17 protein-coding genes are annotated in these 22,424 nt (G+C 72.8%); 6 read left to right on the top strand and 11 right to left on the bottom strand.

Translation table 11 applies throughout. The features are described from left to right. Positions 1 to 82: 82 nt before the first annotated feature. The 3 genes from K1J60_RS09850 to K1J60_RS09860 are packed head-to-tail and all read right to left on the bottom strand — an operon-like array spanning position 83 to position 3,975. Positions 83 to 2,470, bottom strand: a complete 2,388-nt coding sequence (locus tag K1J60_RS09850) for a xanthine dehydrogenase family protein molybdopterin-binding subunit (RefSeq protein ID WP_220645878.1) — start codon at positions 2,468 to 2,470, stop codon at positions 83 to 85. A 3-nt stretch (positions 2,471 to 2,473) separates the two neighbouring features. Beyond that, positions 2,474 to 3,076 carry a (2Fe-2S)-binding protein gene (locus K1J60_RS09855; protein ID WP_220645879.1) on the bottom strand — a complete coding sequence of 201 codons (603 nt, stop codon included), beginning with the start codon at positions 3,074 to 3,076 and terminating at the stop codon, positions 2,474 to 2,476. Beyond that, positions 3,076 to 3,975 (bottom strand): FAD binding domain-containing protein, encoded by a 900-nt coding sequence (locus K1J60_RS09860; RefSeq protein WP_220645880.1) that lies wholly within the window; start codon positions 3,973 to 3,975, stop codon positions 3,076 to 3,078. The genes K1J60_RS09855 and K1J60_RS09860 overlap by 1 nt, the downstream gene beginning before the upstream one ends. 264 nt (positions 3,976 to 4,239) lie before the next feature. Between K1J60_RS09860 and K1J60_RS09865 the strand changes: the two genes are divergently transcribed. Both K1J60_RS09865 and K1J60_RS09870 read left to right on the top strand, forming a co-directional pair. Beyond that, a complete protein-coding gene (locus K1J60_RS09865) occupies positions 4,240 to 5,916 on the top strand; it encodes a PucR family transcriptional regulator (protein WP_220645881.1) in 1,677 nt (558 codons plus the stop codon). A 150-nt stretch (positions 5,917 to 6,066) separates the two neighbouring features. Further along, positions 6,067 to 6,843, top strand: a complete 777-nt coding sequence (locus K1J60_RS09870; protein WP_033531525.1) for a hypothetical protein — start codon at positions 6,067 to 6,069, stop codon at positions 6,841 to 6,843. A 216-nt stretch (positions 6,844 to 7,059) separates the two neighbouring features. Here K1J60_RS09870 and K1J60_RS09875 read toward each other — a convergent pair whose 3' ends face one another. Next, positions 7,060 to 7,950, bottom strand: a complete 891-nt coding sequence (locus tag K1J60_RS09875; RefSeq protein ID WP_398683168.1) for a GntR family transcriptional regulator — start codon at positions 7,948 to 7,950, stop codon at positions 7,060 to 7,062. Positions 7,951 to 8,147: 197 nt separating this feature from the next. Between K1J60_RS09875 and K1J60_RS09880 the strand changes: the two genes are divergently transcribed. Further along, complete coding sequence (locus tag K1J60_RS09880; RefSeq protein ID WP_220645882.1) at positions 8,148 to 9,014, top strand: (2Fe-2S)-binding protein; 867 nt, start codon at positions 8,148 to 8,150, stop codon at positions 9,012 to 9,014. 338 nt (positions 9,015 to 9,352) lie between these two features. Continuing rightward, positions 9,353 to 10,411, top strand: a complete 1,059-nt coding sequence (locus K1J60_RS09885; RefSeq protein ID WP_033531472.1) for a DUF2637 domain-containing protein — start codon at positions 9,353 to 9,355, stop codon at positions 10,409 to 10,411. A 155-nt stretch (positions 10,412 to 10,566) separates the two neighbouring features. Here the strand turns inward: K1J60_RS09885 and K1J60_RS09890 are convergent, their stop codons facing one another. Both K1J60_RS09890 and K1J60_RS47405 read right to left on the bottom strand, forming a co-directional pair. Beyond that, positions 10,567 to 11,046 (bottom strand): ATP-binding protein, encoded by a 480-nt coding sequence (locus K1J60_RS09890; RefSeq protein WP_220645883.1) that lies wholly within the window; start codon positions 11,044 to 11,046, stop codon positions 10,567 to 10,569. Between the two features lie 446 nt (positions 11,047 to 11,492). After that, the gene (locus tag K1J60_RS47405; RefSeq protein ID WP_220645884.1) at positions 11,493 to 13,625 is read right to left on the bottom strand and encodes a protein phosphatase 2C domain-containing protein; all 2,133 of its coding nucleotides are present in this window, start codon (positions 13,623 to 13,625) and stop codon (positions 11,493 to 11,495) included. A 460-nt stretch (positions 13,626 to 14,085) separates the two neighbouring features. Here K1J60_RS47405 and K1J60_RS09900 point away from each other — a divergent pair, with 460 nt between their 5' ends. Both K1J60_RS09900 and K1J60_RS09905 read left to right on the top strand, forming a co-directional pair. Then, entirely contained in the window at positions 14,086 to 15,069 is a 984-nt protein-coding gene (locus K1J60_RS09900) for a helix-turn-helix transcriptional regulator (protein ID WP_220645885.1), read from the top strand. Positions 15,070 to 15,114: 45 nt separating this feature from the next. Then, positions 15,115 to 15,597, top strand: coding sequence for a DUF456 domain-containing protein (locus tag K1J60_RS09905; RefSeq protein WP_220645886.1), 483 nt, complete (start codon positions 15,115 to 15,117; stop codon positions 15,595 to 15,597). 180 nt (positions 15,598 to 15,777) lie between these two features. On the opposite strand, the gene K1J60_RS09910 is transcribed toward K1J60_RS09905, so the two are convergent. The 5 genes from K1J60_RS09910 to K1J60_RS09930 all read right to left on the bottom strand — a co-directional run bounded on the left by K1J60_RS09910 (position 15,778) and on the right by K1J60_RS09930 (position 22,307). Then, positions 15,778 to 16,278, bottom strand: coding sequence for a methylated-DNA--[protein]-cysteine S-methyltransferase (locus K1J60_RS09910; RefSeq protein WP_220645887.1), 501 nt, complete (start codon positions 16,276 to 16,278; stop codon positions 15,778 to 15,780). Beyond that, the gene (locus tag K1J60_RS09915) at positions 16,275 to 17,705 is read right to left on the bottom strand and encodes a bifunctional transcriptional activator/DNA repair enzyme AdaA (RefSeq protein WP_317619705.1); all 1,431 of its coding nucleotides are present in this window, start codon (positions 17,703 to 17,705) and stop codon (positions 16,275 to 16,277) included. The genes K1J60_RS09910 and K1J60_RS09915 overlap by 4 nt, the downstream gene beginning before the upstream one ends. Positions 17,706 to 17,851: 146 nt before the next feature. Further along, on the bottom strand, positions 17,852 to 18,973 hold the full coding sequence (rsgA, locus tag K1J60_RS09920; protein WP_220645888.1) for a ribosome small subunit-dependent GTPase A: 1,122 nt from the start codon (positions 18,971 to 18,973) through the stop codon (positions 17,852 to 17,854). 269 nt (positions 18,974 to 19,242) lie between these two features. Beyond that, positions 19,243 to 20,766 carry a cellulose-binding domain-containing protein gene (locus tag K1J60_RS09925; protein WP_220645889.1) on the bottom strand — a complete coding sequence of 508 codons (1,524 nt, stop codon included), beginning with the start codon at positions 20,764 to 20,766 and terminating at the stop codon, positions 19,243 to 19,245. Between the two features lie 215 nt (positions 20,767 to 20,981). Continuing rightward, positions 20,982 to 22,307, bottom strand: a complete 1,326-nt coding sequence (locus K1J60_RS09930; RefSeq protein WP_220645890.1) for a radical SAM protein — start codon at positions 22,305 to 22,307, stop codon at positions 20,982 to 20,984. Between the last annotated feature and the right edge of the window lie 117 nt (positions 22,308 to 22,424).

Consider the following 22,424-nt stretch of genomic DNA (forward strand, 5'->3'; position numbering starts at 1 on the left):
CGGAGAACTGCGCGAGGAGCCCCACCGGACCCGCACCCGCCCACGAACCGGACCACCCGAGCTCATGGGCGCCCGGCGGCTCCTACGCCGTACCGGTCAGATGCTCCGGCCGTACCGGCGTCCTGTTCAGCTCCAGCCCCGTCGCGGAGCGAATCGCCGCGAGCACGGCCGGAGTCGACGACAGGGTCGGCGCCTCGCCCGCCCCGCGCAGCCCGTACGGCGCGTGGTCGTCGGCGAGTTCGAGCACGTCGACGGGGATGGTCGGCGTGTCGAGGATCGTGGGGATGAGGTAGTCCGTGAAGGAGGGATTGCGCACCTTCGCGGTCCTGGGATCGACGACGATCTCCTCCATCACCGCGATGCCGAGGCCCTGGGTCGTGCCGCCCTGGATCTGGCCCACCACGGAGAGCGGGTTGAGCGCCTTGCCGACGTCCTGGGCACAGGCCAGTTCGACGACCTTGACCATGCCCAGCTCGGTGTCGACCTCGACGACCGCCCGGTGCGCGGCGAAGGAGTACTGGACGTGGCCGAAGCCCTGCCCGGTCCGCAGGTCGAACGGCTCGGTCGGCCGGTGCCGCCACTCCGCCTCGACCTCGACGGCCTCGTCCCCGAGGACGTCCACCAGGTCGGCCAGGACCTCACCGGCGTCGGTGACGACCTTGCCGCCCTCCAGCAGCAGCTCGGCCGTGGCCCAGGCGGGGTGGTACGTGCCGAACTTGCGGCGCCCCCGCTCCAGGACCTTCTCGCGGACCAGTTCACAGCTGTTCCTGACCGCGCCGCCCGTGACGTAGGTCTGGCGGGAGGCGGAGGTCGAGCCGGCCGAACCCACCTGGGTGTCGGCCGGGTTGATGGTCACCCGGGTGATGCCCAGCTCGGTGCGGGCGATCTGCGCGTGGACGGTGATGCCGCCCTGGCCGACCTCCGCCATGGCCGTATGGACGGTGGCGACGGCTTCACCGCCGACGACCTCCATCCGGACCCGGGCGGTCGAGTAGTCGTCGAAGCCCTCGGAGAAGCCGACGTTCTTGATGCCGACCGCGTAACCGACACCCCGGACGACGCCTTCGCCGTGCGTGGTGTTGGACAGGCCGCCCGGCAGCTGTCGTACGTCCGCCGCCTCGCCCGCCGTGAGCCACTGCTGCTCGGGCGGCAGGGGCATCGCCTTGACGCGGCGCAGGAGTTCGGCGACCGGGGCCGGGGAGTCGACGGCCTGGCCGGTGGGCAGGAGGGTGCCCTGCTCCATGGCGTTGATCTGCCGGAACTCCACCGGGTCCATGCCGAGCTTCGCCGCCAGCTTGTCCATCTGCGCCTCGTAGGCGAAGCACGCCTGGACCGCTCCGAAGCCGCGCATCGCGCCGCAGGGCGGGTTGTTGGTGTAGAGGGCGAGGGCCTCGATGTCGACGTCCTCGATGACGTACGGCCCGGCGCCGAGCGAGGCGGCGTTGCCGACGACGGCCGGGGAGGAGGAGGCGTAGGCGCCGCCGTCCAGGACGATACGGGCCTTGAGGTGGGTGAGCTTGCCGTCCTTCGTCGCGCCGTGCTCGTAGTGGAGCTTCGCGGGGTGGCGGTGGACGTGGCCGAAGAAGGACTCGAAGCGGTTGAAGACGATCTTGACGGGCTTGCCCGTGCGCAGGGCGAGCAGGCAGGCGTGGATCTGCATCGACAGGTCCTCGCGACCGCCGAAGGCCCCGCCGACGCCGGCCAGCGTCATCCGGACCTTGTCCTCGGGCAGACCGAGGACGGGCGCGATCTGGCGCAGGTCGGCGTGCAGCCACTGGGTGGCGATGTAGAGGTCGACACCGCCGTCCTCGGCGGGGACGGCCAGGCCGGACTCGGGGCCGAGGAAGGCCTGGTCCTGCATGCCGAAGACGTACTCGCCCTCGACGATCACGTCGGCGCGCTCGCGTGCCTTCGCCACGTCGCCGCGGATGACGGGCTGACGGTGGACGATGTTGGGGTGCGGGACGTGTCCGATGTGGTGGTCGGTGCGGTTCTCGTGCACGAGGACGGCGTCCGGCGCGGTCGCGGAGGCCTCGTCGGTGACGACCGGCAGTTCGCGGTACTCCACCTTGATCTTGGCGGCGGCGCGGCGGGCGGTCTCCGGGTGGTCGGCGGCGACGATCGCGACGGGTTCGCCGTGGTGACGCACCTTGCCGTGGGCGAGGACGGGGGTCTCCTGGATCTCCAGACCGTAGTGCTTGACGTCGGTCGGGAGGTCGTCGTACGTCATCACGGCGTAGACGCCGGGGGTGGCCAGCGCCTCGGCCGTGTCGATGGAGACGATCTCGGCGTGGGCGACCGTGGAGCGCAGGATCTGGCCCCAGAGCATGTCCTCGTGCCACATGTCGGAGGAGTACGCGAACTCGCCGGTGACCTTGAGGGTGCCGTCCGGGCGGAGCGTGGACTCGCCGATGCCGCCCTTGGTGCGGGAGCCCTGGGTGAGGGTGGGGGGCAGGCCGGTGGTTCCCATGGTTCAGACCCCTTCGGACTGCCGGGCGGCCGCGAGGCGGACCGCGTCCATGATCTTCTCGTAGCCGGTGCAGCGGCACAGGTTGCCCGACAGCGCCTCACGGATGTCCGCGTCGCTCGGGTTCGGGGTGCGCTCCAGCATCTCGTCGGCCGCGACCAGCAGACCCGGGGTGCAGAAGCCGCACTGGACGGCCCCGGCGTCGATGAACGCCTGCTGGATCGGGGAGAGTTCGGTGCCCTTGCCGGTCTGCGAGTCGGTGCCCTCGGCCACCCACCGCCTTGCCTCGTCGAGCGAGGTTCCCGCCGCGCCGGCCGTACCGCACGCGGCGGAGGCGCAGCCACCGTGCTCGGCGCGCTGCTTGGCGAAGTCCGCGAGTCCCTCGACCGTGACGACCTCGCGGCCCTCGACCTGACCGGCGGCCACCAGACACGAACACACCGGGACACCGTCGAGGCGGACCGTGCAGGACCCGCACTCACCCTGCTCACAGGCGTTCTTGGAGCCGGGCAGCCCCATTCGCTCCCGCAGCACGTACAGCAGGGACTCGCCCTCCCACACGTCGTCGGCTTCCTGGGGACGGCCGTTGACCGTGAAACTGACGCGCATTACGCGACACTCCCTTTCTGGTTGGTCCGGCCGTCAGTGCCGCGGTAGGACTCCCAGGTCCACATCAGCGTGCGGCGGGCCATGACGCCGACCGCGTGACGGCGGTAGCCCGCGGTGCCGCGTACGTCGTCGATCGGGTTGCAGGCGCCGGCGCACAGGTCCGCGAACTGCTTGGCGACCGACGGGGTGATGATCCGGCCGTTGTCCCAGAAGCCGCCCTCGTCGAGCGCCGCGTTCAGGAACTCCTCGGCGGCCTTGGCCCGGACGGGGGTGGGCGCGGCCGAGCCGATGCCGGTGCGGACGGTGCGCGACGACGGGTGCAGGGCCAGTCCGAAGGCGCAGACGGCGATGACCATGGCGTTGCGGGTGCCGACCTTGGAGTACTGCTGCGGCCCGTCCGCCTTGGCGATGTGCACCGCGCGGATCAGCTCGTCCGGCGCGAGGGCGTTGCGCTTGACGCCGGTGTAGAAGTCGTCGATGGGGATGAGCCGGGAGCCCCGTACGGACTCGGCCTCGACCTGGGCGCCCGCCGCGAGGAGGGCCGGGTGGGCGTCGCCGGCCGGGGAGGCCGTACCGAGGTTGCCGCCGACGCCGCCGCGGTTGCGGATCTGCGGGGAGGCGACCGTGTGCGAGGCCAGGGCGAGGCCGGGCAGCTCGCCGCGGAGGTTCTCCATGATCTGGGTGTACGGGACGGACGCACCCAGACGAACCGATTCCTCGCCGACCTCCCACTCGGAGAGCTCGCCGATGCGGTTCAGGTCGAGCAGATACTCGGGCCGACGGTGGTCGAAGTTGATCTCGACCATCAGGTCGGTGCCGCCGGCGATCGGCACAGCGGTGGGGTGCTCGGCCTTCGCGGCGAGCGCCTCCTCCCAGCTGGCGGGGCGAAGGAAGTCCATCTGACCGGCTCTCTTCTTCGTCTGGAGTCGTTCGGTTTGAGCCAGATCGTGTGCGGCGGGCCCGGCTCGTGCAGGTGCTGTTCAGGTGTCCTGGGACTCAGTACACAGCGCCCTCCTCCACCCCGGTCAGTCACGGAAACCATGAAGGAGTTGGCTGGCCAGGGCGCTCATCTTGTAGATTCGTATGAACGGAGGCCTTCTGCAACCTCTTGGTTTTCCCCTGGAAACATCCTTGTTCCCGAGACAGGAACGGCGGCGACGAGAATGCGCCTGCGCGCACTGCTGGACACCGACGCGCTGGGACTGCGGCTGCTCGGCGGCGAGGACGAGCTGGACCGCACCGTGCGCGGTGTGATGACCACCGACCTCAGAGACCCCAGCCGCTATCTCTCCGGCGGCGAGCTGGTGCTCACGGGCCTCGCCTGGCGCCGCGACGCCGCCGACTCCGAACCCTTCGTACGGATCCTGGTGGGCGCCGGCGTCACCGCGCTGGCCGCCGGGGAGGCCGAGCTGGGCGACGTCCCCGAGGACCTCGTCGTGGCCTGCGCGCGTCACCGGCTGCCGCTCTTCGCGGTCAACGAGTCGGTGGCCTTCGCGACCATCACCGAACACGTCGTACGGCAGGTCTCCGGCGAGCGTGCCGGGGACCTGGCGGCCGTGGTGGAGCGGCACCGCCGGATGATGACCTCGGGCCCGGCGGGCGGCGGCCCGGACGTCGTCCTGGACCTGCTCGGCTCCGACCTGGACCTGCGCGCCTGGGTGCTCTCCCCCGCCGGCCGGCTCGTCGCGGGCCCCGAGGACGCCGGACCGGCGCTCCCCGCCGAGCTGCGCGCACGGCTGTCCGCCGAGCACCTGGCGGCGACGCGCACCGGGCGGCGCGGACCGCACCGCGTGGCCGTCGGCACCACCACGTACTCGCTCTTCCCGATCAGCAGCACGGGCCGGGGGCCGGGTGGCGGCCCCCGCGACGTCCGCGAGACCCTGCTGTCGGACTGGCTCCTCGCGGTCGAGGCCGACGCCGGGGACTGGCCCGCCGAACGGCTCGACCTGCTGCACGGCGTCACCCAGCTGATCGCGGTCGAGCGCGACCGGCGCGACGCGGCCCGTACGGTACGGCGCCGACTCGCCCAGGAGGTCCTGGAGCTGGTGCAGGCGGGAGCGGTCCCGGCCGAGATCGCCGCCCGGCTGCGGGTGGCCGCGCCGGTGCTGCTGCCCGGCCTCGGGGCGGCGCCGCACTGGCAGGTCGTCGTGGCGCGGGTGGAGTGGGAGGACGGCGAGATCGACAGCGGCCCGGTCACCCAGGCGCTCCTGGAGGAGATCCTCGTCGATCCCCTGTCCACGGGCCCCGAGCCCTCCGACCGCATCGCAGTCGCCCACACGGGTGAGGAGGCCATCGCCCTCGTCCCTCTCCCGGCCGTCTCCTCCGAGCACGACGGCTCGGAGGCCGGCGTCCACGCCGACACTCTCCTCGCGGCCGTACGGAACCCGCTGAGCGCCGGCCTCGACGACGACGGACGGCTCACCCTGGGCGTCAGCGCGGCCGTGCACTCCGCCGAAGGGCTGCGCGGCGCCCTGGAGGAGGCCCGGCACGCCCGTCGGGTGGCGGCGGCGCGCTCCGGCCGGGTGTGCGCGGCCGGTCACCAGGAACTGGCCTCGCACGTCCTGCTGCTCCCCTTCGTCCCCGACGACGTGCGCCGCGCCTTCACGGCCCGGCTCCTCGACCCGCTGCGCGACTACGACCGGCGGCACCGCGCCGAGCTGATCCCCACCCTGGAGGCGTTCCTGGAGTGCGACGGCTCCTGGACGCGCTGCGCCGCGCGCCTCCATCTGCACGTCAACACGCTGCGGTACCGGGTGGGCCGCATCGAACAGTTGACGAGCCGGGACCTCTCCCGACTGGAGGACAAACTGGACTTCTTCCTGGCCCTGCGCATGAGTTGAGGCCACGGGGTGGTGGACGAAGATCCAAGTGCGCCGTCCGCGCCCCATGACTTTGTGAATTCCTTCACCCACCCCCTTGGCCGGGCCACGGGATTCGTGCTGAGATGCCGCCACCACTCAAAGCTCAAGGGCGTGCTCGGGGAGGGCAACGTGGCGCATACCGCCATGTCTGGTGACGGAACGACAGCCGGTGACGATCCACTCCAGACCGCGGTATGGCGGCTGCGCTCACGCGCCTGCTGGGTCGACGCGGCTGCCCTGATCGAGCCCGACGGTCCACAGGCCTCGCTCCAGCGGACCGCGCTGCTCGTCGAGCGCTGTCTCTACACCGAGCAGGGCTGGGAGGACGCCGAGGACGCGCTGCGCACGGCCGAGGCGCAGGCACGCACCGACGACGAGCGCGGCGCGGCCGCCTGCGAGCGCGGTCAACTGGCGTACGCGGCCACACTGCTCGGGGTCCGGGACCGCTCCGACGAGGCGCGGGCCGCGCTCGGCCGCGCGGCGGCCCTGATCGCCCCCGGCGCGCGCGGCCGGGCCCTGCTCGACTTCCGGCGGGGTCTCATCGCCGAGAACCTCGCCCGCTCCCCGCAGGCCGCGCGCGCCGCCTACCGTCGGGCCCACGCCGGTGCCACCGCCCACGACGACCTGCTCCTGCAGTCCTTCACCTGGCGCCATCTCGCCGGTCTCGCCCTGCGGGACGGCGAGTTGGCCGAGGCGCGGCACGGATTCGCCGAATCCCTGCGCATCCGGGAGGAGTTGGGCTACCTCGTGGGCACCGCCCCGGCGCTCGTCTCCCTCGCCGAGACCGAGTCCGAACCGGAGGCTTCGCGACTGCGCGAGGAGGCCGGGCGGTTGTTCCGGCTGCTGGGTGGTGTACCGACGTGGCTGGCACGGCAGCTGGCCCCACCGCCGGCGGCGACGGCGTGAAGGCGCCTCACCGCTCGGGGGAGCGGGTTCGTCGACGGGTGCGGGCGCGTGGGGGCTGGTCGCGCAGTTCCCCGCGCCCCTGAAAAGCCGGGGCCGCGCCCCGCGTGCTTCCCAGGCCCGCCGCCGGTCGCCTTTCAGGGCTGCGGGGCCTGGGCTTCGAGAGGCGCGGGGAACTGCGCGAGAGGCCCCACCTGGCCCGCACCCGTCGACGAACCCTCAGCCCACCACCCCGAAGTGCCTCTCCACCAGACAGCACGCCGCGTCCAGGTCCCCCGCCACCAGCGCGTCCAGCAACGCGATGTGCTCGGCGGCGTCAGCCATCAGGTCCACCCGGCCCCCGCTGCCGGACGCACCCACCTGGCCACCCCCCAACGGCAGTTGCGTTCGCCGGTGGAGGTCGTCCGCGATCTGCAGCAACTGCTCGTTGCCGGACAGCCCCAGCACCCCGCGGTGGAAGGCCCGGTCCGCCTCCCCGTACGTCGCACGGCACCCGGAGGACGCCGCGCGAGCCGTCTCGTCGGCGAGGGGCCGCAGCTCACCCCAGCGGTCCGCGGGCACCGTACGCGCGAGCCTCATGACCACCGGCACCTGGAGCAGCGCCCGCACCTCGGCCAGTTCGGCCAGCTCCCGGGCGCCCCGCCGTACGACACGGAAGCCCCGGTTGGGCACGACCTCGACCGCGCCCTCGATGGCCAGTTGCTGCATCGCCTCGCGCACGGGGGTCGCGGAGACCCCGAACCGCTCACCCAGCGCCGGGGCGGAGTAGACCTCGCCCGGCGTCAGCTCCCCACCGGCGAGCGCGGCCCGCAGCGCGTCGAGGATCTGCCCCCGCACGGAGGCCCGCTGGACGACGGGGCGCCCCTGGCCGCGCGGCAGCGGGATCGGGACCTCGCTGTGCGTGTGCTCGCCCCGGGCGGCGTCGGCGCCGGGCCCGGTGCCACCGCGGACGGCGGTCCCGGTGCCGTCCGCCGCGATGCCCCGCTCCCGGTCGACGTCCGCGACTCCGGGCTGCGCGGGCACGCGATAGGCCGACGCCGGACGAGCGAGTGCGGGGTCCGGCGCGCTCATGGCCGTGGCCTCGCGCGGGCGCGGTCCGGCCTGCTCCACGGGTCCTCCTCCGAGCCGAGTCGAGTGTCGAGTGGCCGAGCAGTGAGGCCGACTGGGTACATGGGGGCGGTTAGGTCACTACTCGGGTTGTTACCGGTCGTAAAGCACCATAGGCGCACATGCCCTCAGTTCAAACCTCGACCACCTCGGGTAAGGTAAGCCTTACTTGGCAGCGATGGTGAAACGGCGGTCCCCGTATGCCCCAGTCAGCACCGGCATCCGCACCCACTTCACGCAGGTCGCCCGTGGCGGCGGCATACGCACGCCTCACCGAGGTCCTGCCGATGATCAGCGTGACAGAACTCTCCCCCACGGATCCATTGCCCGTCGGCGAGGGGTGGGTCTCCGCCGCCGGGCTCGCGGCGGCGGGGGCCGAGCTCGACGCGTTCCTGGCGTGGGACGAGGCCCAGATACTGCGGGACCACGGCCGAAAGGGGCGCCCGGACGTCGTGGCGACCTTCGGACTGCACCGTTACTCCTGGTACGCCTGTCTGCTCTTCACGGTCCCCTGGTTCCTCCAGCGCCGGGTGCCGCGCTTTCCCGCCGAGCATGTGGCGTTCCAGCGCGAGCAGAGCCGGCTGGCGGTGCGCGGCGAAACGTTCAGCTGCCTGCCGGACGACCCGGCGGCCGGGGAACCCGGCGCCCGGGTGGTGGCGGACGAGGAGGCGCTGCGGGCCGAGGTGCGCGCCGCGTTCGCCGAGCACATAGAACCGGTCCTGGGCGGCTTCGGCCCGCGTATGCGGCGGCGCGGACGCGCCCTGTGGGGCATGGCGACCGACGAGATCGTCGAGGGCATCTGGTACATCGCCGAACTGCTCGGCCCCGACGAGCAGGAGCGCTGCCGACGCGAACTGGAACTGCTGCTCCCGGGCGCGACGCGGCCGTACGTGGGCACGGCGGGCTTCCGTGAACTGACCGGACCCGGCGGCGAGTCGCTGCCCACCCGGGACCGGGCGAGTTGCTGCATGTTCTACACGCTGGTCCCGGAGGACACCTGCGTCACCTGTCCGCGCACGTGCGAGACGGAACGGATCTCCAAGCTCACGGCCGCCGTCACCGGTTGACGGCCTCTCACCACCGCCGGGGCGCCGCGCGCCGGGCGACCCCCCGGTGATCGCCCGGGGCGCGTGCCGTAAGATCCACTCCGGGTGGGACCCCTCGTTGGGTTACAGGTGGTTCACAAATTCCTCACTTGTCGCAGGAACTTTCCGTGGAACCACTCGAACGGGTAATCTCACTCGCACTCTACTCCCGTCCCTCGCGCGGTAGTTCGAGCAGAATGCCGCCTGGCGTCACTCATTGCACTTCTTTGGCGGTCTCTTGTCCCGAAACCCCCTGAGGGCCGCGAGGATTGGGCCACTATGGCGGGCGTTACGCCCTATCCCAATGCAAGGGACCCCTGATGAGATTGACCGACATATCGCTGAACTGGCTGCTTCCGGGCGCCGTACTGCTCCTGGGCATGCTGGCGGCGGTTGCGGTGCTCGCGCGCGGCAAGCGCTCCGGGGAGCACGCGAAGACAGAGGACTCGTGGGAACGCAGTGAGGAGCGCCGCAGGCGCAAGGAGGCCCTCTACGCCACGGCCTCCTACATTCTCCTCTTCTGCTGTGCCGCGGTCGCCGCCGCGCTCTCCTTCCGCGGCCTGGTCGGCTTCGGCGAGCAGAACCTTGGCCTCAGCAACGGGTGGCAGTACCTGGTTCCGTTCGGCCTGGACGGCGCCGCCATGTTCTGCTCGGTGCTCGCGGTGCGCGAGGCCAGCCACGGTGACGCGGCCCTCGGATCCCGCATACTCGTCTGGACGTTCGCCGGTGCGGCGGCCTGGTTCAACTGGGTGCACGCGCCCAGGGGCCTCGGCCACGACGGCGCCCCGCAGTTCTTCGCCGGCATGTCCATGTCCGCCGCGGTGCTCTTCGACCGCGCGCTGAAGCAGACCCGCCGGGCCGCCCTGCGCGAGCAGGGCCTGGTGCCGCGTCCGCTGCCGCAGATCCGCATCGTCCGCTGGCTGCGGGCCCCGCGCGAGACGTACAAGGCCTGGTCGCTGATGCTCCTGGAGGGTGTGCGCAGCCTGGACGAGGCCGTGGACGAGGTACGCGAGGACAAGCGGATCAAGGAAGAGAACCGGACGCGCAAGCGGGAGCAGGAGCGCCTGGAGCGCGCCCACCTCAAGGCCATCAGCCGGGGCCACCGGGGTCTGCCCGGTCGTGGCGGCGGCGGTGGCGGTGGCGGCCGCCAGGTCGACACCACCGTGGAGCGCGTGCCCGCGGCCCAGGTGGCCTCGGACTCCGCCATATCCACCCCGGAACAACTGCCCGTTCGTACGCGTCCCTCCCTGCAGCCCGTCCGCAACGGCGCTGACAAGTCGATCACGGTCGACCTCACCGCGGAGGACGACACCATGGCCCTGCCGCGACTCGACTCCCTGGAGCGCAAGCTCAAGGACCTGGAGCAGCAGTTCGGCTGAGCGGTACGAGCCACACATCGGACAGGGGCGCGGCAGCGAGCCGCGCCCCTGTCCGTTGTCCGCCGTCCGCGGTCCGCCGTCCCTCGTCCGCCGCCCGTGCCATGTCGGTCCCGTCGGCGTCGAGGGGAGGTCCATCAGAAGGGCGCTAGGGGCCCTTAGGTCAGCCCGCCGTCGAGGTCGAACCACACCGCCTTGCCCACCCCGTGCGCCCGTACCCCCCAGGCGTCGGCGAGGGACTGGACGAGGAGGAGGCCACGTCCGTGCGTGCTGTCGTCGGCGGGCGGCACCCTCGGCCTGGGCCTGCGTCCCACGAAGTCCCGTACCTCCACGTGCAGTCCGCGGGGTGAGACGGTGGCGGTCAGCACCGCGTCGTGGTCGGTGTGAATGATCGCGTTGGTGACCAGCTCGCTCGTCAGCAGCTCCGCTATCTCCGATCTTCCCGGGCGCCCCCATTGCCGCAGCAGCTCCCGCAGCGCCCTGCGGGCCTCGGGCACCGCCCTCAGGTCGGCCCGCCCGAGTCTGTGCCTGAGTTGTTCGGCGTCGACCTTGTGCGCCGCTTCGTCGACCGCGTCCTCCGCCTCTGCCGAGAAGGCCCCGATCGCCGTGGGACCGCCCCCTCGTGCCTGCCTTTTCATGACCCCCGCCCACGCGCCGATGACGATTCCCCTCCTGCTCGAACACGTACACGGGGATGCATGCCCCGTCCGGATCGCGGCACTCATGTCGAATCGTCAACGACCGTCCGTACGCTTTCAAACGCACAGGGTCAAGCCAGCTGTCGGCACCGTGTGAGAGCGCTTCCCGCCTCGCGAAACCACCGCACAGTTCTACGAACCCGACGCCCCGCCCCACTCCGGGCAGCGCGGAGCGGCCACGGGCCTCGGCCCCAACCGCCCATGCGGGGCTGCCGATCCGGCCGTATGCCGACGGGACACGACGGGCGTACGCGCCGCGTCTACCCCGACCGGAGCGGGCCACTCCCCCCGATGATGTTGATTGGCCGGAATCGCGCGCTGGTACAGGCCAACCCCCGGCCGGGGGCGGCTGATTGACGCCCCTCCCGGCCCGCCGGTGGTCTCCGTCAGGCCTCCCAGACGGCGGCGGCCGTACGGTCGTCCGCGTACCCCTTGACCCTGACCTGGGCGTCGGCGAGGAAAGCGGCGAGACCGGGCGGTTCCGCGGCTCCCCAGCGGGCCGCCAGATGCTCGGCGAGCGGGGGCTCCCCGCGCAACGGTTCGGCCAGACCGCCGGTGCACAGCAGCAGGACGTCGTCCTCGCGGGCCACGGAGGCGCGGAAGCGGAAGGGTTCGCGGGGTGGGGCGGGAGCGGGTTCGTAGGGGCTCGGGGGTGTCGTGATGCCGAGGTCCATGGTGAGACGGTCGCCCTCGGGGGTCTCGTGCGGCAGCGACCCGAAGCCGACCACCGGGGCACCGGCCGTGTCGGCGACCCGGGGCTCTATGTCCTGCCACTCGCCACCCCGCAGCCGGAACAGTCCGCCCGCGCCGACCCCGAAGAACACGCGCGTCCGGCACCCGGGGTCGGCCGGGAGCAGCAGACAGCGCAGGCTCGCCGTGTACTCCTCCGGGTCGAGCCCCTGTTCGACGGCGCTGGCGCGGAGCTTGCCGAGGCTGCGGTCGGTGAGGCGGTGCAGCCCCGACTTCAGATCGCCGCGCCGGGCGGCCCTGATGTCCTCCACCAGCCGCACATGGCTCTGCCCGACAGCCCGGCCGATCCACCTGCACGCCTCCGCCGCCGCGCGGTGCGCGCCCGGGATGGCCCGGGCGCCGGTGGCCATGGCCACCAGGACGAGTGCCTGTTCGCCGAGGCCGAAGCGGGCGGTGAGGAGCGCGTCGCGGCGCGGCTCGCCCCGGTAGCGCGCGGAGTCCCCGCGCAGCGACGCGGCACGCAGCGTGCACGCCCCATAGCGTGCGCCGTCGAGCACCGTGTCCGCCACCAGGTCCCCCAGGTCCTCCGGATCCGCCGACGGCAAGGCGGTCGGCTCCGCGTCGTAGGTGGGCGGGCCGGACCCCACGTACTCGACCCGTACCCGTCCGCTGTCGTCGACGAGGGACACCTCGTCCGCCTGGAGGGTGGGGATGTCGAGCTGGGTGGAGGGCCGGGCGTCGGAGGGTTCCGCAGCGGGGCGGGGAGTCGGAGAGGGCTCGGCGGGTGGGGAGGCGGGCCTTTCGCCAGAGGGCGGTTGAGCAGGGATGGGAGCCTGCGTGAGGGGGCTCCGGACGGGGGCGCGGCGCCATGGCGTGGCCGCGTGGAACCCCGACGGCGTGGGTCCGGGCGGAAAGGTCACGGGCCCCGACGGCTGGACCGACGGCGACTCCCAGGGCGCGGGCCGCGGAGTGAGCCCGCTGAGGCGGGGGTCCCTCGCGGGCACGGAGGCCGGGGGGTCGGACGGCCTGCGGGGGCCGGGGGCGAAGGGCGGACGCGGGACGGGCTCGACGGGCGAGGCGGAACCGGCGTCACCAGGCGAAACGGCGCCGGCGTCGAGCGGCCCGCGCGGGACGGCGTCGGTGGGAGGGGCGGGATCGGGGCTCGACGACGGACGCGGAGGAGCAGCGGGCGACACGGAGCCCGGGCCCCCACCCCCACCCGCACCCGGGCCGGCGTCGGCGGGCGCCGCGGCATCGGGGGCGGACGACGGGCGCGGGGGGACAGCGGGCGGTGCGGGCATGGGGTCGGGAGGGGTGGCCGGCCGGGGGCCCGGGTCGCCCTGCCGGCCTTGCCCGCCACGTCCGGCGGGGCCGCCCGGCGATCCCTGGGGCGGCACCCGGTCCGAGAGAGGGCTCCCACCCCCGGTGCCCGAGCCACCCGTCCTGCCGGGCCCGCCTCCGGGACCACCCGCCCCGCCCGGCCCGCCTCCCGATCCGGCCGTCGGACCCGGCCTTCCGCCCGGCTCCCCTCCGGCACCCGACGTGCCCGGCACGGCCGCCCAGGCGCCCGACGTACCCGGGACGGCTCCCCAGGCACCCCGCGCACCCGACGCACCCGCCTCGCTCTCGGTCGGTGTCGCCGCAGCCGTCGCAGGCTCCGTCGGTGTCGGATGCGGGGTCCCGTCCCTGACCGTGTTCGCCGCCGAGGCGAAGCGGTCGTCGAGGGAATCGGCCGCTACTGCGGGGCCCGTGTCCCCACTCGCGTCGTCGTACAACTGCCGCCACCAGTCGTCCTCGTGACCGGTCGGCCTCTCCCCCTGCTGGCTCATGCCCCTAATTGTCCACCTCGGGAGCCGTATGAAAACGGGGCATCCGGAAAATCGGCCCGCGGAGCCGACGGCCCGTCGGCGTGTCGGACTACATGCCGAACTCCGGTGCGAGACAAGGGAGTCGAGAGGACGACGGGAGATGAGGGAAATGCGAGGGATAGGGAGTATGGGAGAAGGGGGCGCCCAGGAGTGCGCAGTGCGGAGCACTTCGCGCGCTTCGCACCGCTTCGCGTGCGGGGACCGCCGGGCGGTGCCACCCCCCACAGGAGAAACCGCCCGGCGGCGCCGGGATGACCAGGGGCGCGGTGCGGGCGCGCGGGCCGGTCGGCCCGAGTGTGCGGCACGTGCCTGGGATTCCGCTGTGCGACCCCGCCTGCCGGTGGGGCACGCGGTGCGGTGATGATGGGCCGACGCGGAAGCGCGCCGAAGTGGCGCGGCGAGTGAGGGGCGGCGTCGCCGGATGCTGGGAGCGATCGGTCTCGACGAGACGCACGAGTCGGCGTACCGGGCCCTGGTGTCCGTGGGCGCCGCGGACGTACCGGACCTGGCGCGCCGGCTCACGCTCGGGGAGCACGACACCGAGCGCGCGCTGCGCCGGCTGGAGCGGCACGGTCTCGCCGCCCAGTCCTCCGCGCGCCCCGGCCGCTGGGTCGCCGCGCCCCCCGGTGTGGCCCTGGGCGCCCTGCTCACCCAGCGGCGGCACGAGCTGGAGAAGGCCGAACTGACGGCGGCGTTGCTCGCCGAGGAGTACCGGGCGAGCGCGACCGAGCCCGCGGCGCACGACCTGGTCGAGGTGGTGATCGGCTCCGCCGCGATAGCGCAACGCTTCCTCCAGCTGCAGCTCGGCGCCACGGAGGAGGTCTGCGCCATGGTCACGGGCGCTCCCATCGCGGTCTCCGGGCCGGAGAACAACTCCGCGGAGGAGCAGGCGACCGGTCGCGGCGTCGTCTACCGCGTGGTGGTCGAACGGGCCGTCCTGGACGAGGACGCCGGCCTCACCGAGCTGTCCGCCGCGCTGGGCCGGGAGGAGCGGGTGCGGGTCATGGACGAGGTGCCGACGAAGCTCGTCATCGCCGACCGGACGCTGGCCATGCTCCCGCTCACCACGCACACCGCCGAGCCCGCCGCGCTCGTCGTCCACGCGAGCGGCCTGCTGGAGCTGCTGTCGGGCCTGTTCGAGTCGGTCTGGCGGCAGGCCCTCCCGCTGCGCCTGGGCTCCGGCCGGGTCACCGAGGACATCCCGGACGCACCCGACGACACCGATCTGGAGATCCTCTCCCTGCTGCTGGCCGGCATGACCGACGCCAGCGTCGCCAAACAGCTGGACCTGGGCCTGCGGACCGTACAGCGCCGGGTGAAGCGCCTGATGGAGCTCGCCGGCGTGACGACCCGGCTGCAGCTGGGCTGGCACGCGTACGAGCGGGCCTGGGTGACCCGGGACTGACACCACTGACCTGCGCCTCCTCTCACGGTCCGGCACCCTGGGCAGATGGGAGCGTGGGAACTCCTGCTGGTCGGGGTCGTACTGCTGCTCGGCCTGTGCGGAGTGCTGGTGCCCGGCGTACCGGGGTCCTGGCTCGTATGGGCCGGGGTCATGTGGTGGGCGCTGGAGGATCCGCGGCCCATGGCCTGGTGGGTGCTGGTGGGCGCCACCACCGTGCTGCTGCTGTCCCGGGCGGTCCGCTGGGGCCTGCCGCCACGGCGCCTGGCGGAGAGCGGTGCCACCCCCCGGATGGGCGTGTACGCCGGGGCCGGCGCCTTTCTCGGTTTCGTCCTGGTCCCCGTCCTCGGCGCGATCCCCGGCTTCGTCGGCGGTATCTACCTCTCCGAACGGCTCCGCCTCGGTCACGCCGGCGCGGCGAAGGCCGCGACGCGCACGGCGATGCGCTCGGGCGGTTCGAGCGTCCTGGCGGAGCTCTTCGCGTGCCTGCTGGTGACGGGGGCGTGGGTGGGCGTGGTGTTCGGCGGCTGAGTCGGCAAGGGTCGTCAGGGTCGTCAGCCCGAACCCGTACAGCGGTCGGCCTCGGGCGCGAGGTCGGCGACATGGAGGAGGCGGCCGTGGGCCGGCAGGGAGGTCATGCGGTCACGCTGAGCGTCCGTCCACCGCTCCCCGGCGGCAGCAGCGGAGCGCGCGCCCTCACCCCGCCCGCCGCTACGGTCGGAGCACGCCCTCCAGGCCGAGGAGGAGGCGTTTGCGGTCGAGGCCGCCGGCGTACCCCGTGAGGGTGCCGTCCGCGCCGATCACCCGGTGGCAGGGGCGGACGATGAGGAGGGGGTTCGCGCCGATCGCGCCGCCCACGGCCCGGACGGCGGCGCGGGGTGCGCCGATCCGGGCGGCGACGGAGCCGTACGTGATGGTCGCGCCGTACGGGACGTCGTCCAGCGCGGCCCAGACCCGCTGCCGGAACTCGGTGCCCTCGCCGCGCAACTCCAGCCGGAATTCCTTGAGTTCACCGGCGAAATAGGCGGCGAGTTGTTCCTCCGCGGCCCGGAAGGGGGCCGGGTCGCGCAGCCAGCCCGGCAACGGGATCCGGCCCCCCTTCTGCTCCGGCACGGAGAGGGAGGTGAGGGCGCCGGACTCGTCGGCGGTGAGGAGGAGGTGTCCGACGGGACTGTTGACGACGGTGTAGTACGTCCGCTGCTCGGTGCTCACGACTGAACTCCCTGATCCTGGGCCTGTGCCGGTATTTCTGTCTGTGCCTGCGCCTGCGCCGGTGTCCGCAGATGCCGGAGGGCGTACGACCGCCAGGGCCGCCAGGTGTCCGGCACGGCCTCGCCCGGGGGTCCCACGTCCGGGTCGCCGAGGGCGCGGGTGCGGATGGCGGCGACGGTAGGGGCGTCCAGGCCGGGCAGCGCGAGCAGGGCCGCCTCGGCGGCGTCCCGGTCGGCGCCGACATCGAGACGGCAGGTGCCGTCGGCGAGAGCGGTGGCGAGGGCACCGAGGGGGCCGTCCGCGTCGGCCAGTGCCGCGGGTTCGGGGAACAGATGCGTCAGCGTCCCCTGTGGGGCGTCGAGCGTCTTGCCGTACGCCTGTACGAGCCGTGCCGCCTCCGCGCGCCCGACGAGCGCGCGTACCGCGAACTCCTCCGGATCGGCCGAGCCCGGTGAGCGCAGCCCCGGCCTGGCGGCGACGAGCGGGGCGAGCCGGGCGTCCTCGCCGAGACGCTCGTCCACGGCGTACGGGTCGGCGTCCAGGTCGAACAGCCGGCGCAGCCGCTGCACGGCGGCGGTGAGGTCCCGGGGGTCGGTGAGGTGGAGCCGGGCGTCGAGCCAGCCGCCGCGACGGCCGGCGGGGCGGCCTCCCGGTCGCTCGTCGACCTCGGCGACGGCGGTGCCGTACGGGAGACGGAGGGTGCGCCGGTGGGTGCGGTGGCCGCGCTCACCGGTCGTCTCCTCGACACCGGTGACGGCCTCGGCGGCCAGGACGTCGAAGAGGGCGGTGGACTGGTACGGGCCCCGATACGCGAGCCGGAGCGGGATCCCGGCCGTCCGCGACCCTGCGGACCGCCGGGGTGCGCCGGCGCGCAGAGCGCTGGGCGTCATGGCGTACACCGCCCGGATCGTGTCGTTGAACTGGCGCACGCTGGCGAAGCCGGACGCGAAGGCGATCTCGGTGACCGGGAGGGCGGTGGTCCGCAACAGCACGCGGGCGGTGTGCGCCCGCTGGGCGCGGGCCAGGGCGACGGGACCGGCGCCGACCTCGGCGGTGAGCTGCCGCTGGACCTGGCGTGCGCTGTACCCCAGCCGCACCGCCAGCCCGGCGACGCCCTCCCGGTCTACGACGCCGTCCCCGATGAGCCGCATGGCCCTGCCCACGGAGTCCGCGCGCACGTTCCACTCGGCAGAGCCGGGCACGGCGTCCGGACGGCACCGTCGGCAGGCCCGGAACCCGGCGCCCTGGGCGGCGGCCGCGGTGGCGTAGAAGCGGACGTTCTCCCGTTTGGGCGTCACCGCCGGGCAGCTCGGCCGACAGTAGATACCGGTCGTCGCGACGGCGAAGAAGAACTCCCCGTCGAACCGGCCGTCCCTGCTCCGCACCGCCTCGTACCTGGTGTCCTCGTCCTTCATGACGTCCTTCATGTCATCAAGTGTCGACGACGCGGAGGCGGCGGGCTGGCGGTATTCGGACACGGGGCTGCGCCCCTGCACGGCAGCGGGCGCAGCCTCTGCCGTGCAGGGGCGCGGGGAACTGCGCTACCAGCCCCCCACTCGCCCGCGCCCGGAACTCACCGCGCACCACCCCGCTTCGCCTCCATCGCCGCACGCCCCTGCGCACCCCGCCGCTTCCACTCCTTGCGGATCTCCGCCCGCAGCCGCGCGTCGCTCTTCGCGACGATCCGCTGGTTCTCGCGGAGCAGCTTGCGGTAGCTGTCGAGCCGTCGCTCGGGCAGTTCACCGGACTCGACCGCGCCGAGGACCGCGCAGCCGGGCTCGGCGAGGTGCGCGCAGTCGTGGAAGCGGCAGTCCGCGGCCAGTTCCTCGATCTCGGCGAAGACCTGCCCGACGCCGGTCTCGGCGTCCCAGAGGCCGACGCCGCGCAGCCCCGGTGTGTCGATGAGGACGCCGCCGCCGGGCATGGCGAGGAGGTTGCGGGTGGTGGTGGTGTGCCGTCCCTTGCCGTCCACGTCTCGGGTGGCCTGGACGTCCATGACGTCGTCGCCGAGCAACGCGTTGGCGAGGGTCGACTTGCCGGCTCCGGACTGCCCGAGCAGTACGGAGGTGCCGCCGGAGAGCACCGCGGCGAGGACGTCGAGGCCCTCACCGTGCGTGGAACTGACCGTCAGCACGGGGACGCCGGGTGCCACGGTCTCCACGTCCTGGACGAGATGCCCCAGCGTGGTGGCGTCCGGCACGAGGTCGGCCTTGGTGAGCACGACCACCGGCTGGGCCCCGGACTCCCAGGCCAGCGCGAGGAACCGTTCGACGCGGCCGAGGTCGAGTTCCACGGCGAGCGACACGGCGACGACCGCGTGGTCGACGTTGGCGGCGAGGATCTGCCCCTCGGCGCGCTTGGAGGAGGTGGAGCGGACGAAGGCGCTGCGGCGGGGCAGGTACGTGCGCACGTAGCGGGGGTCGCCCGCGGGTTCCACGGCGACCCAGTCGCCCGTGCAGACGACCCGCATGGGGTCGTGGGGTGTGACGAACGCGGTGTCGGCCCGCAGCGGACCGTCCGCGGTGACGACGTCGCACTGCCCGCGGTCGACGCGGACGACCCGCCCGACGAGCAGGCCCTCGGCGGCGTACGGGGCGAAGGCGTCCGCCCAGGAGTCGTCCCAGCCGTAAGGGGCGAGCGTGGAGAACGAGGTGGAGAACGAGGTGGAGCCGGAAGTGGAGCCGGAGGAAGTCAAGGGAGACCCTTCACAAGGGTGGCCCCGGCGGTCGTGCGGGACGTGGGTGTCAGCCGGTGACCACGGAGGTGGACTGGATGGTTTCCTGGATGCGGGCAGCGCCCATCTCAATGACAGCCATCGGTCGACACCTCCTGTCTCACTCGTCGTCGGCAACGGCGGCCGGAACGGCCGCCGTGCTCGGTGATCTCACCCTAGCGGGGGCCCGTGGACCCCCGTCAACCGATTTATCGCGCCGCGCTCCCCGCGCGGTGCTCGGTCCGCCGTGCTCAGTCCGCCCGGTCGCACTTCTTCCCGTTGAGCGTGAAGTCCACGGGTGCCGGATTGTCGTAGCCCTGCCAGATGCCGAGGAAGCCGACGCCGAAGGTGCCGCCGGCGGCGACGGTCTTGTTGTAGTCGGCGGAGGAGGCGGTGACCTTGGCGCCCTCCTGGTCGAAGGTGCCGTCCCACATCTGGGTGACCCGCTGGTCGGCCGCGTAGGTCCACTCGACCTGCCAGCCGTCGAGGGCCTTGGTGGAGGTGACGGTGAGGGCACCCTGGAAGCCGCCGGGCCATTCGTTGACGACCTGGTAGCGGACGTGGCAGGTGGCGTCGGACGACTTGCCGGGGTCCACCGGCCGGTGGGTGACGCGGGCGGGCGTCGAGGAGTCGCCCTGGGGTTCCTCGTTGCTGTTGCCGTCGCCCTCGTTCTTGTCGTCCTCGTCGCCGGAACCGGTCTCCTCGGGCCGCGCGGTGCTCTGCAGTTCGGACGAGCCGCCGTCGGACGGGTCCCCGGTCACCGGGGACCTCGGGTCCCGCTGCACCACCGCCGAATCCCCGGCGGACGAGCCCTCCGCGACCGTCTCCTCGTCGCCGAACGGCATGAGGGAGACGGCGAGCGCCAGCACGGAGACGAGACCGGCTCCGACGAGCAGCCCGTTCCGGCTGAACCGGGGCCTCGGCTGCGTGCCCGGGGAGAGTCCCCGGTCGGTGCCGGTGGAGTCCGCGCGCCCGGGGAGCAGTCCGGCCTCGGCCGCGCGGCGGCGGCGCTCCAGGTAGGCGAGCCCACTCCAGCCGATCACGCCGCTGGCGAGCGCGGCGGGCAGCCCGCCGCCGTGCAGGCCGAGGCAGGCCGCGGCCTCGGCGCACTGCACACAGGTGGCGAGGTGGCGGGACAGGTCGTCGGGGGTGTCGGTGCCGGGCGAGCGGGTCACCGCGTCCAGCAGCCGGGCGTAGGTGCGGCAGTCGGCGTGCAGGGGCGCGTCGAGCTGGCCCCGGTGGCAGCGGTCCCTGAACAGCGCCCGCACCTGGTCGAGTTCGGTCCTGGCGACCGCCGGGTCGAGGCCGAGCCGGCGGGCCACCGAGCCCAGCGGCAGCGACTCGACCTCGGCCAGCCACAGCAGGGCCGCGTCGGGTTCCTGCATGTCCCGCAGGGCCCGCAGGGCGAGCGGGCGGTACAGCGGCGGGCCGGTGTACCGGGCGGCCTTGTCCGAGTTGAGCCAGAGGCGCAGCTCGGGGTCGAGCCGGTGGCCCTGGCCACCCGTCTCCCAGGCGGCGGCTGTGGTCCTGACCCAGGTCAGGAGGAACGGTATTCGAGGCAGGCGCAGGGCACGGCGTCCGGCGCCGCGGTCGGCTCCCGCCTCGGACTCCAGGGCGTGCGCCTCGTGCATGCCGTTGGTGAAGGCCTCGGTGGCCAGTTGGGTCGCCGCGGTCGAACCGGACGTGCACAGGTCGGCGTACGACAGGACCGCGTCCCAGCACTCCGAGAACAGCGCGGCCTCGGCGGCGTCCTGGGGCTTCGGCAGGTCGGGCATGGGTCTCCTGCATCCAACAGAGCGAGGGGGGAAGTGTGCAAAAGTAGTCAACTACCCTTTAAATCCAAGGGAGTTGGGGGGACCACCTTGCGGTGCCCCAGAGCTTTTCACGCTTCCCACACAACTGACAAGCTGCGTCTTCAAATGCGGTTACCAGCGGTCACACTGTTGAGTTGTACGTACGCCGACCCCAATCGACTCAACCGCCACAGGAGTTACTCGGCGGGAACCTCCGCGTCGGCCGAAAGGCTGTCCATGAAGGAGCTGACGGAGAAGACGGCACGGCCGGGTCCGGGCGGGCCGTATCCGGGCGGCGACGACAGCCCGAACTCGTCCATCGTGGCGCGGTAGGCCTGCAGCAGCCGGATGTGGTACTCCAGCGGCGCGCCCTGCGGGTTGGCCTTGCCGAGCGGGGTGGTGGGCTCCGGGCACCAGGTGGTGAAGCGGGGCGTGATGCCGTGCGACATGAAGAAGCGCAGGCCCTCGGTGGTCGAGGCGATCGCCTCGTCGACCGTCTTGAACCCGAAGGGCTCGGCCATCTCCACGCCCGCCACGAAGTTGGGGATCACGTTGCGCGCGCCGAAGACACCGGCGGAGTCCAGGATCCGCTTGTGCCACTCGTCGCGGCCGACGTACCGCTCCTTGCCGGGGCAGTACATCTTGAAGAGGTACTCGTCCCAGACCTCGTAGTTGGGGTGGTAGATCTTCACGCCGTAGTCGTGGAAACGCTTGACGTCGTCAAGGGGCAGCGCCTGGGCGACGACCTTGCCGATCCAGCGGTCGGGGAACCGCTCCTCGATGGCCTTGGCGTAGTGGCCGTAGAAGTCGGCCTCGTCGCGGCCCGCGACCGTCTTGGTGATGGCGCCGCCGGTGAGCGTGTACGCGGTGGACGTCTTCGCCGTGTCGTACCGGTCGATGATCTCCAGCGCTTCGAGGACCTCGTCGACGTCCTTCACACCCGTGTACGGCCGGCCGGCCGCCTTGTGCTGGCGCCAGTTGTGGTTGATGTCGCAGTACTGGCACTCCTCCTTCGCGCCGAAGTACTGGCAGACGCGGAAGACGGTGAGGTAGATGAGGTAGCCCCACTGGATGGTCGGGGCCACCTCCATCACGGACTTCCCGTTGGAGAGGGTGTGCTTGTAGTACTCGGGCATGGGCGGCACGCCGACGTCGGCGATGCGCCGGCCGTCGAGGTAGAGGCCGAGGAGGCCTTCCTCGTCCGACGCCACCCGGTAGGGAGAGGCGGGGTTGACCCGTACGGAGACGACCGTGCGCCGCAGGTCGTACGGGCCGCCGGTGAGGATGATCTCCTCCGGCGGGCGGCGCAGGGCGGCCTCACCGAGCTCGGGGAGGGTGCCGTGGTCGAAGGAGAAGATGAAGTACGACTTCGGCTTGACCTCGCCCTTCTCGTTGTCGCTCAGCGCGGAGGCGTCGAAGGCCACACCACCCCTGAGCAGGTCCTCCTTGAAGACGGCTTCCCGTGGCACCTGCGGGAACCTCTCCATCAGGTCCTCCACCAGTGCGGTGCGGCTGCCATCCATCCCGTTGTCTCCTCGCTCCCGACGTCGCCCGGGGATCGCCCGCACGCAACTCCCCACGGTAAGCCTCCGGCGGTCGGGCGGGAGGAGCGGGGGCCGTTTGCCGGGTGTGGCGCGGTC

This window comes from Streptomyces akebiae, from assembly GCF_019599145.1.
Lineage (GTDB): Bacteria > Actinomycetota > Actinomycetes > Streptomycetales > Streptomycetaceae > Streptomyces > Streptomyces akebiae.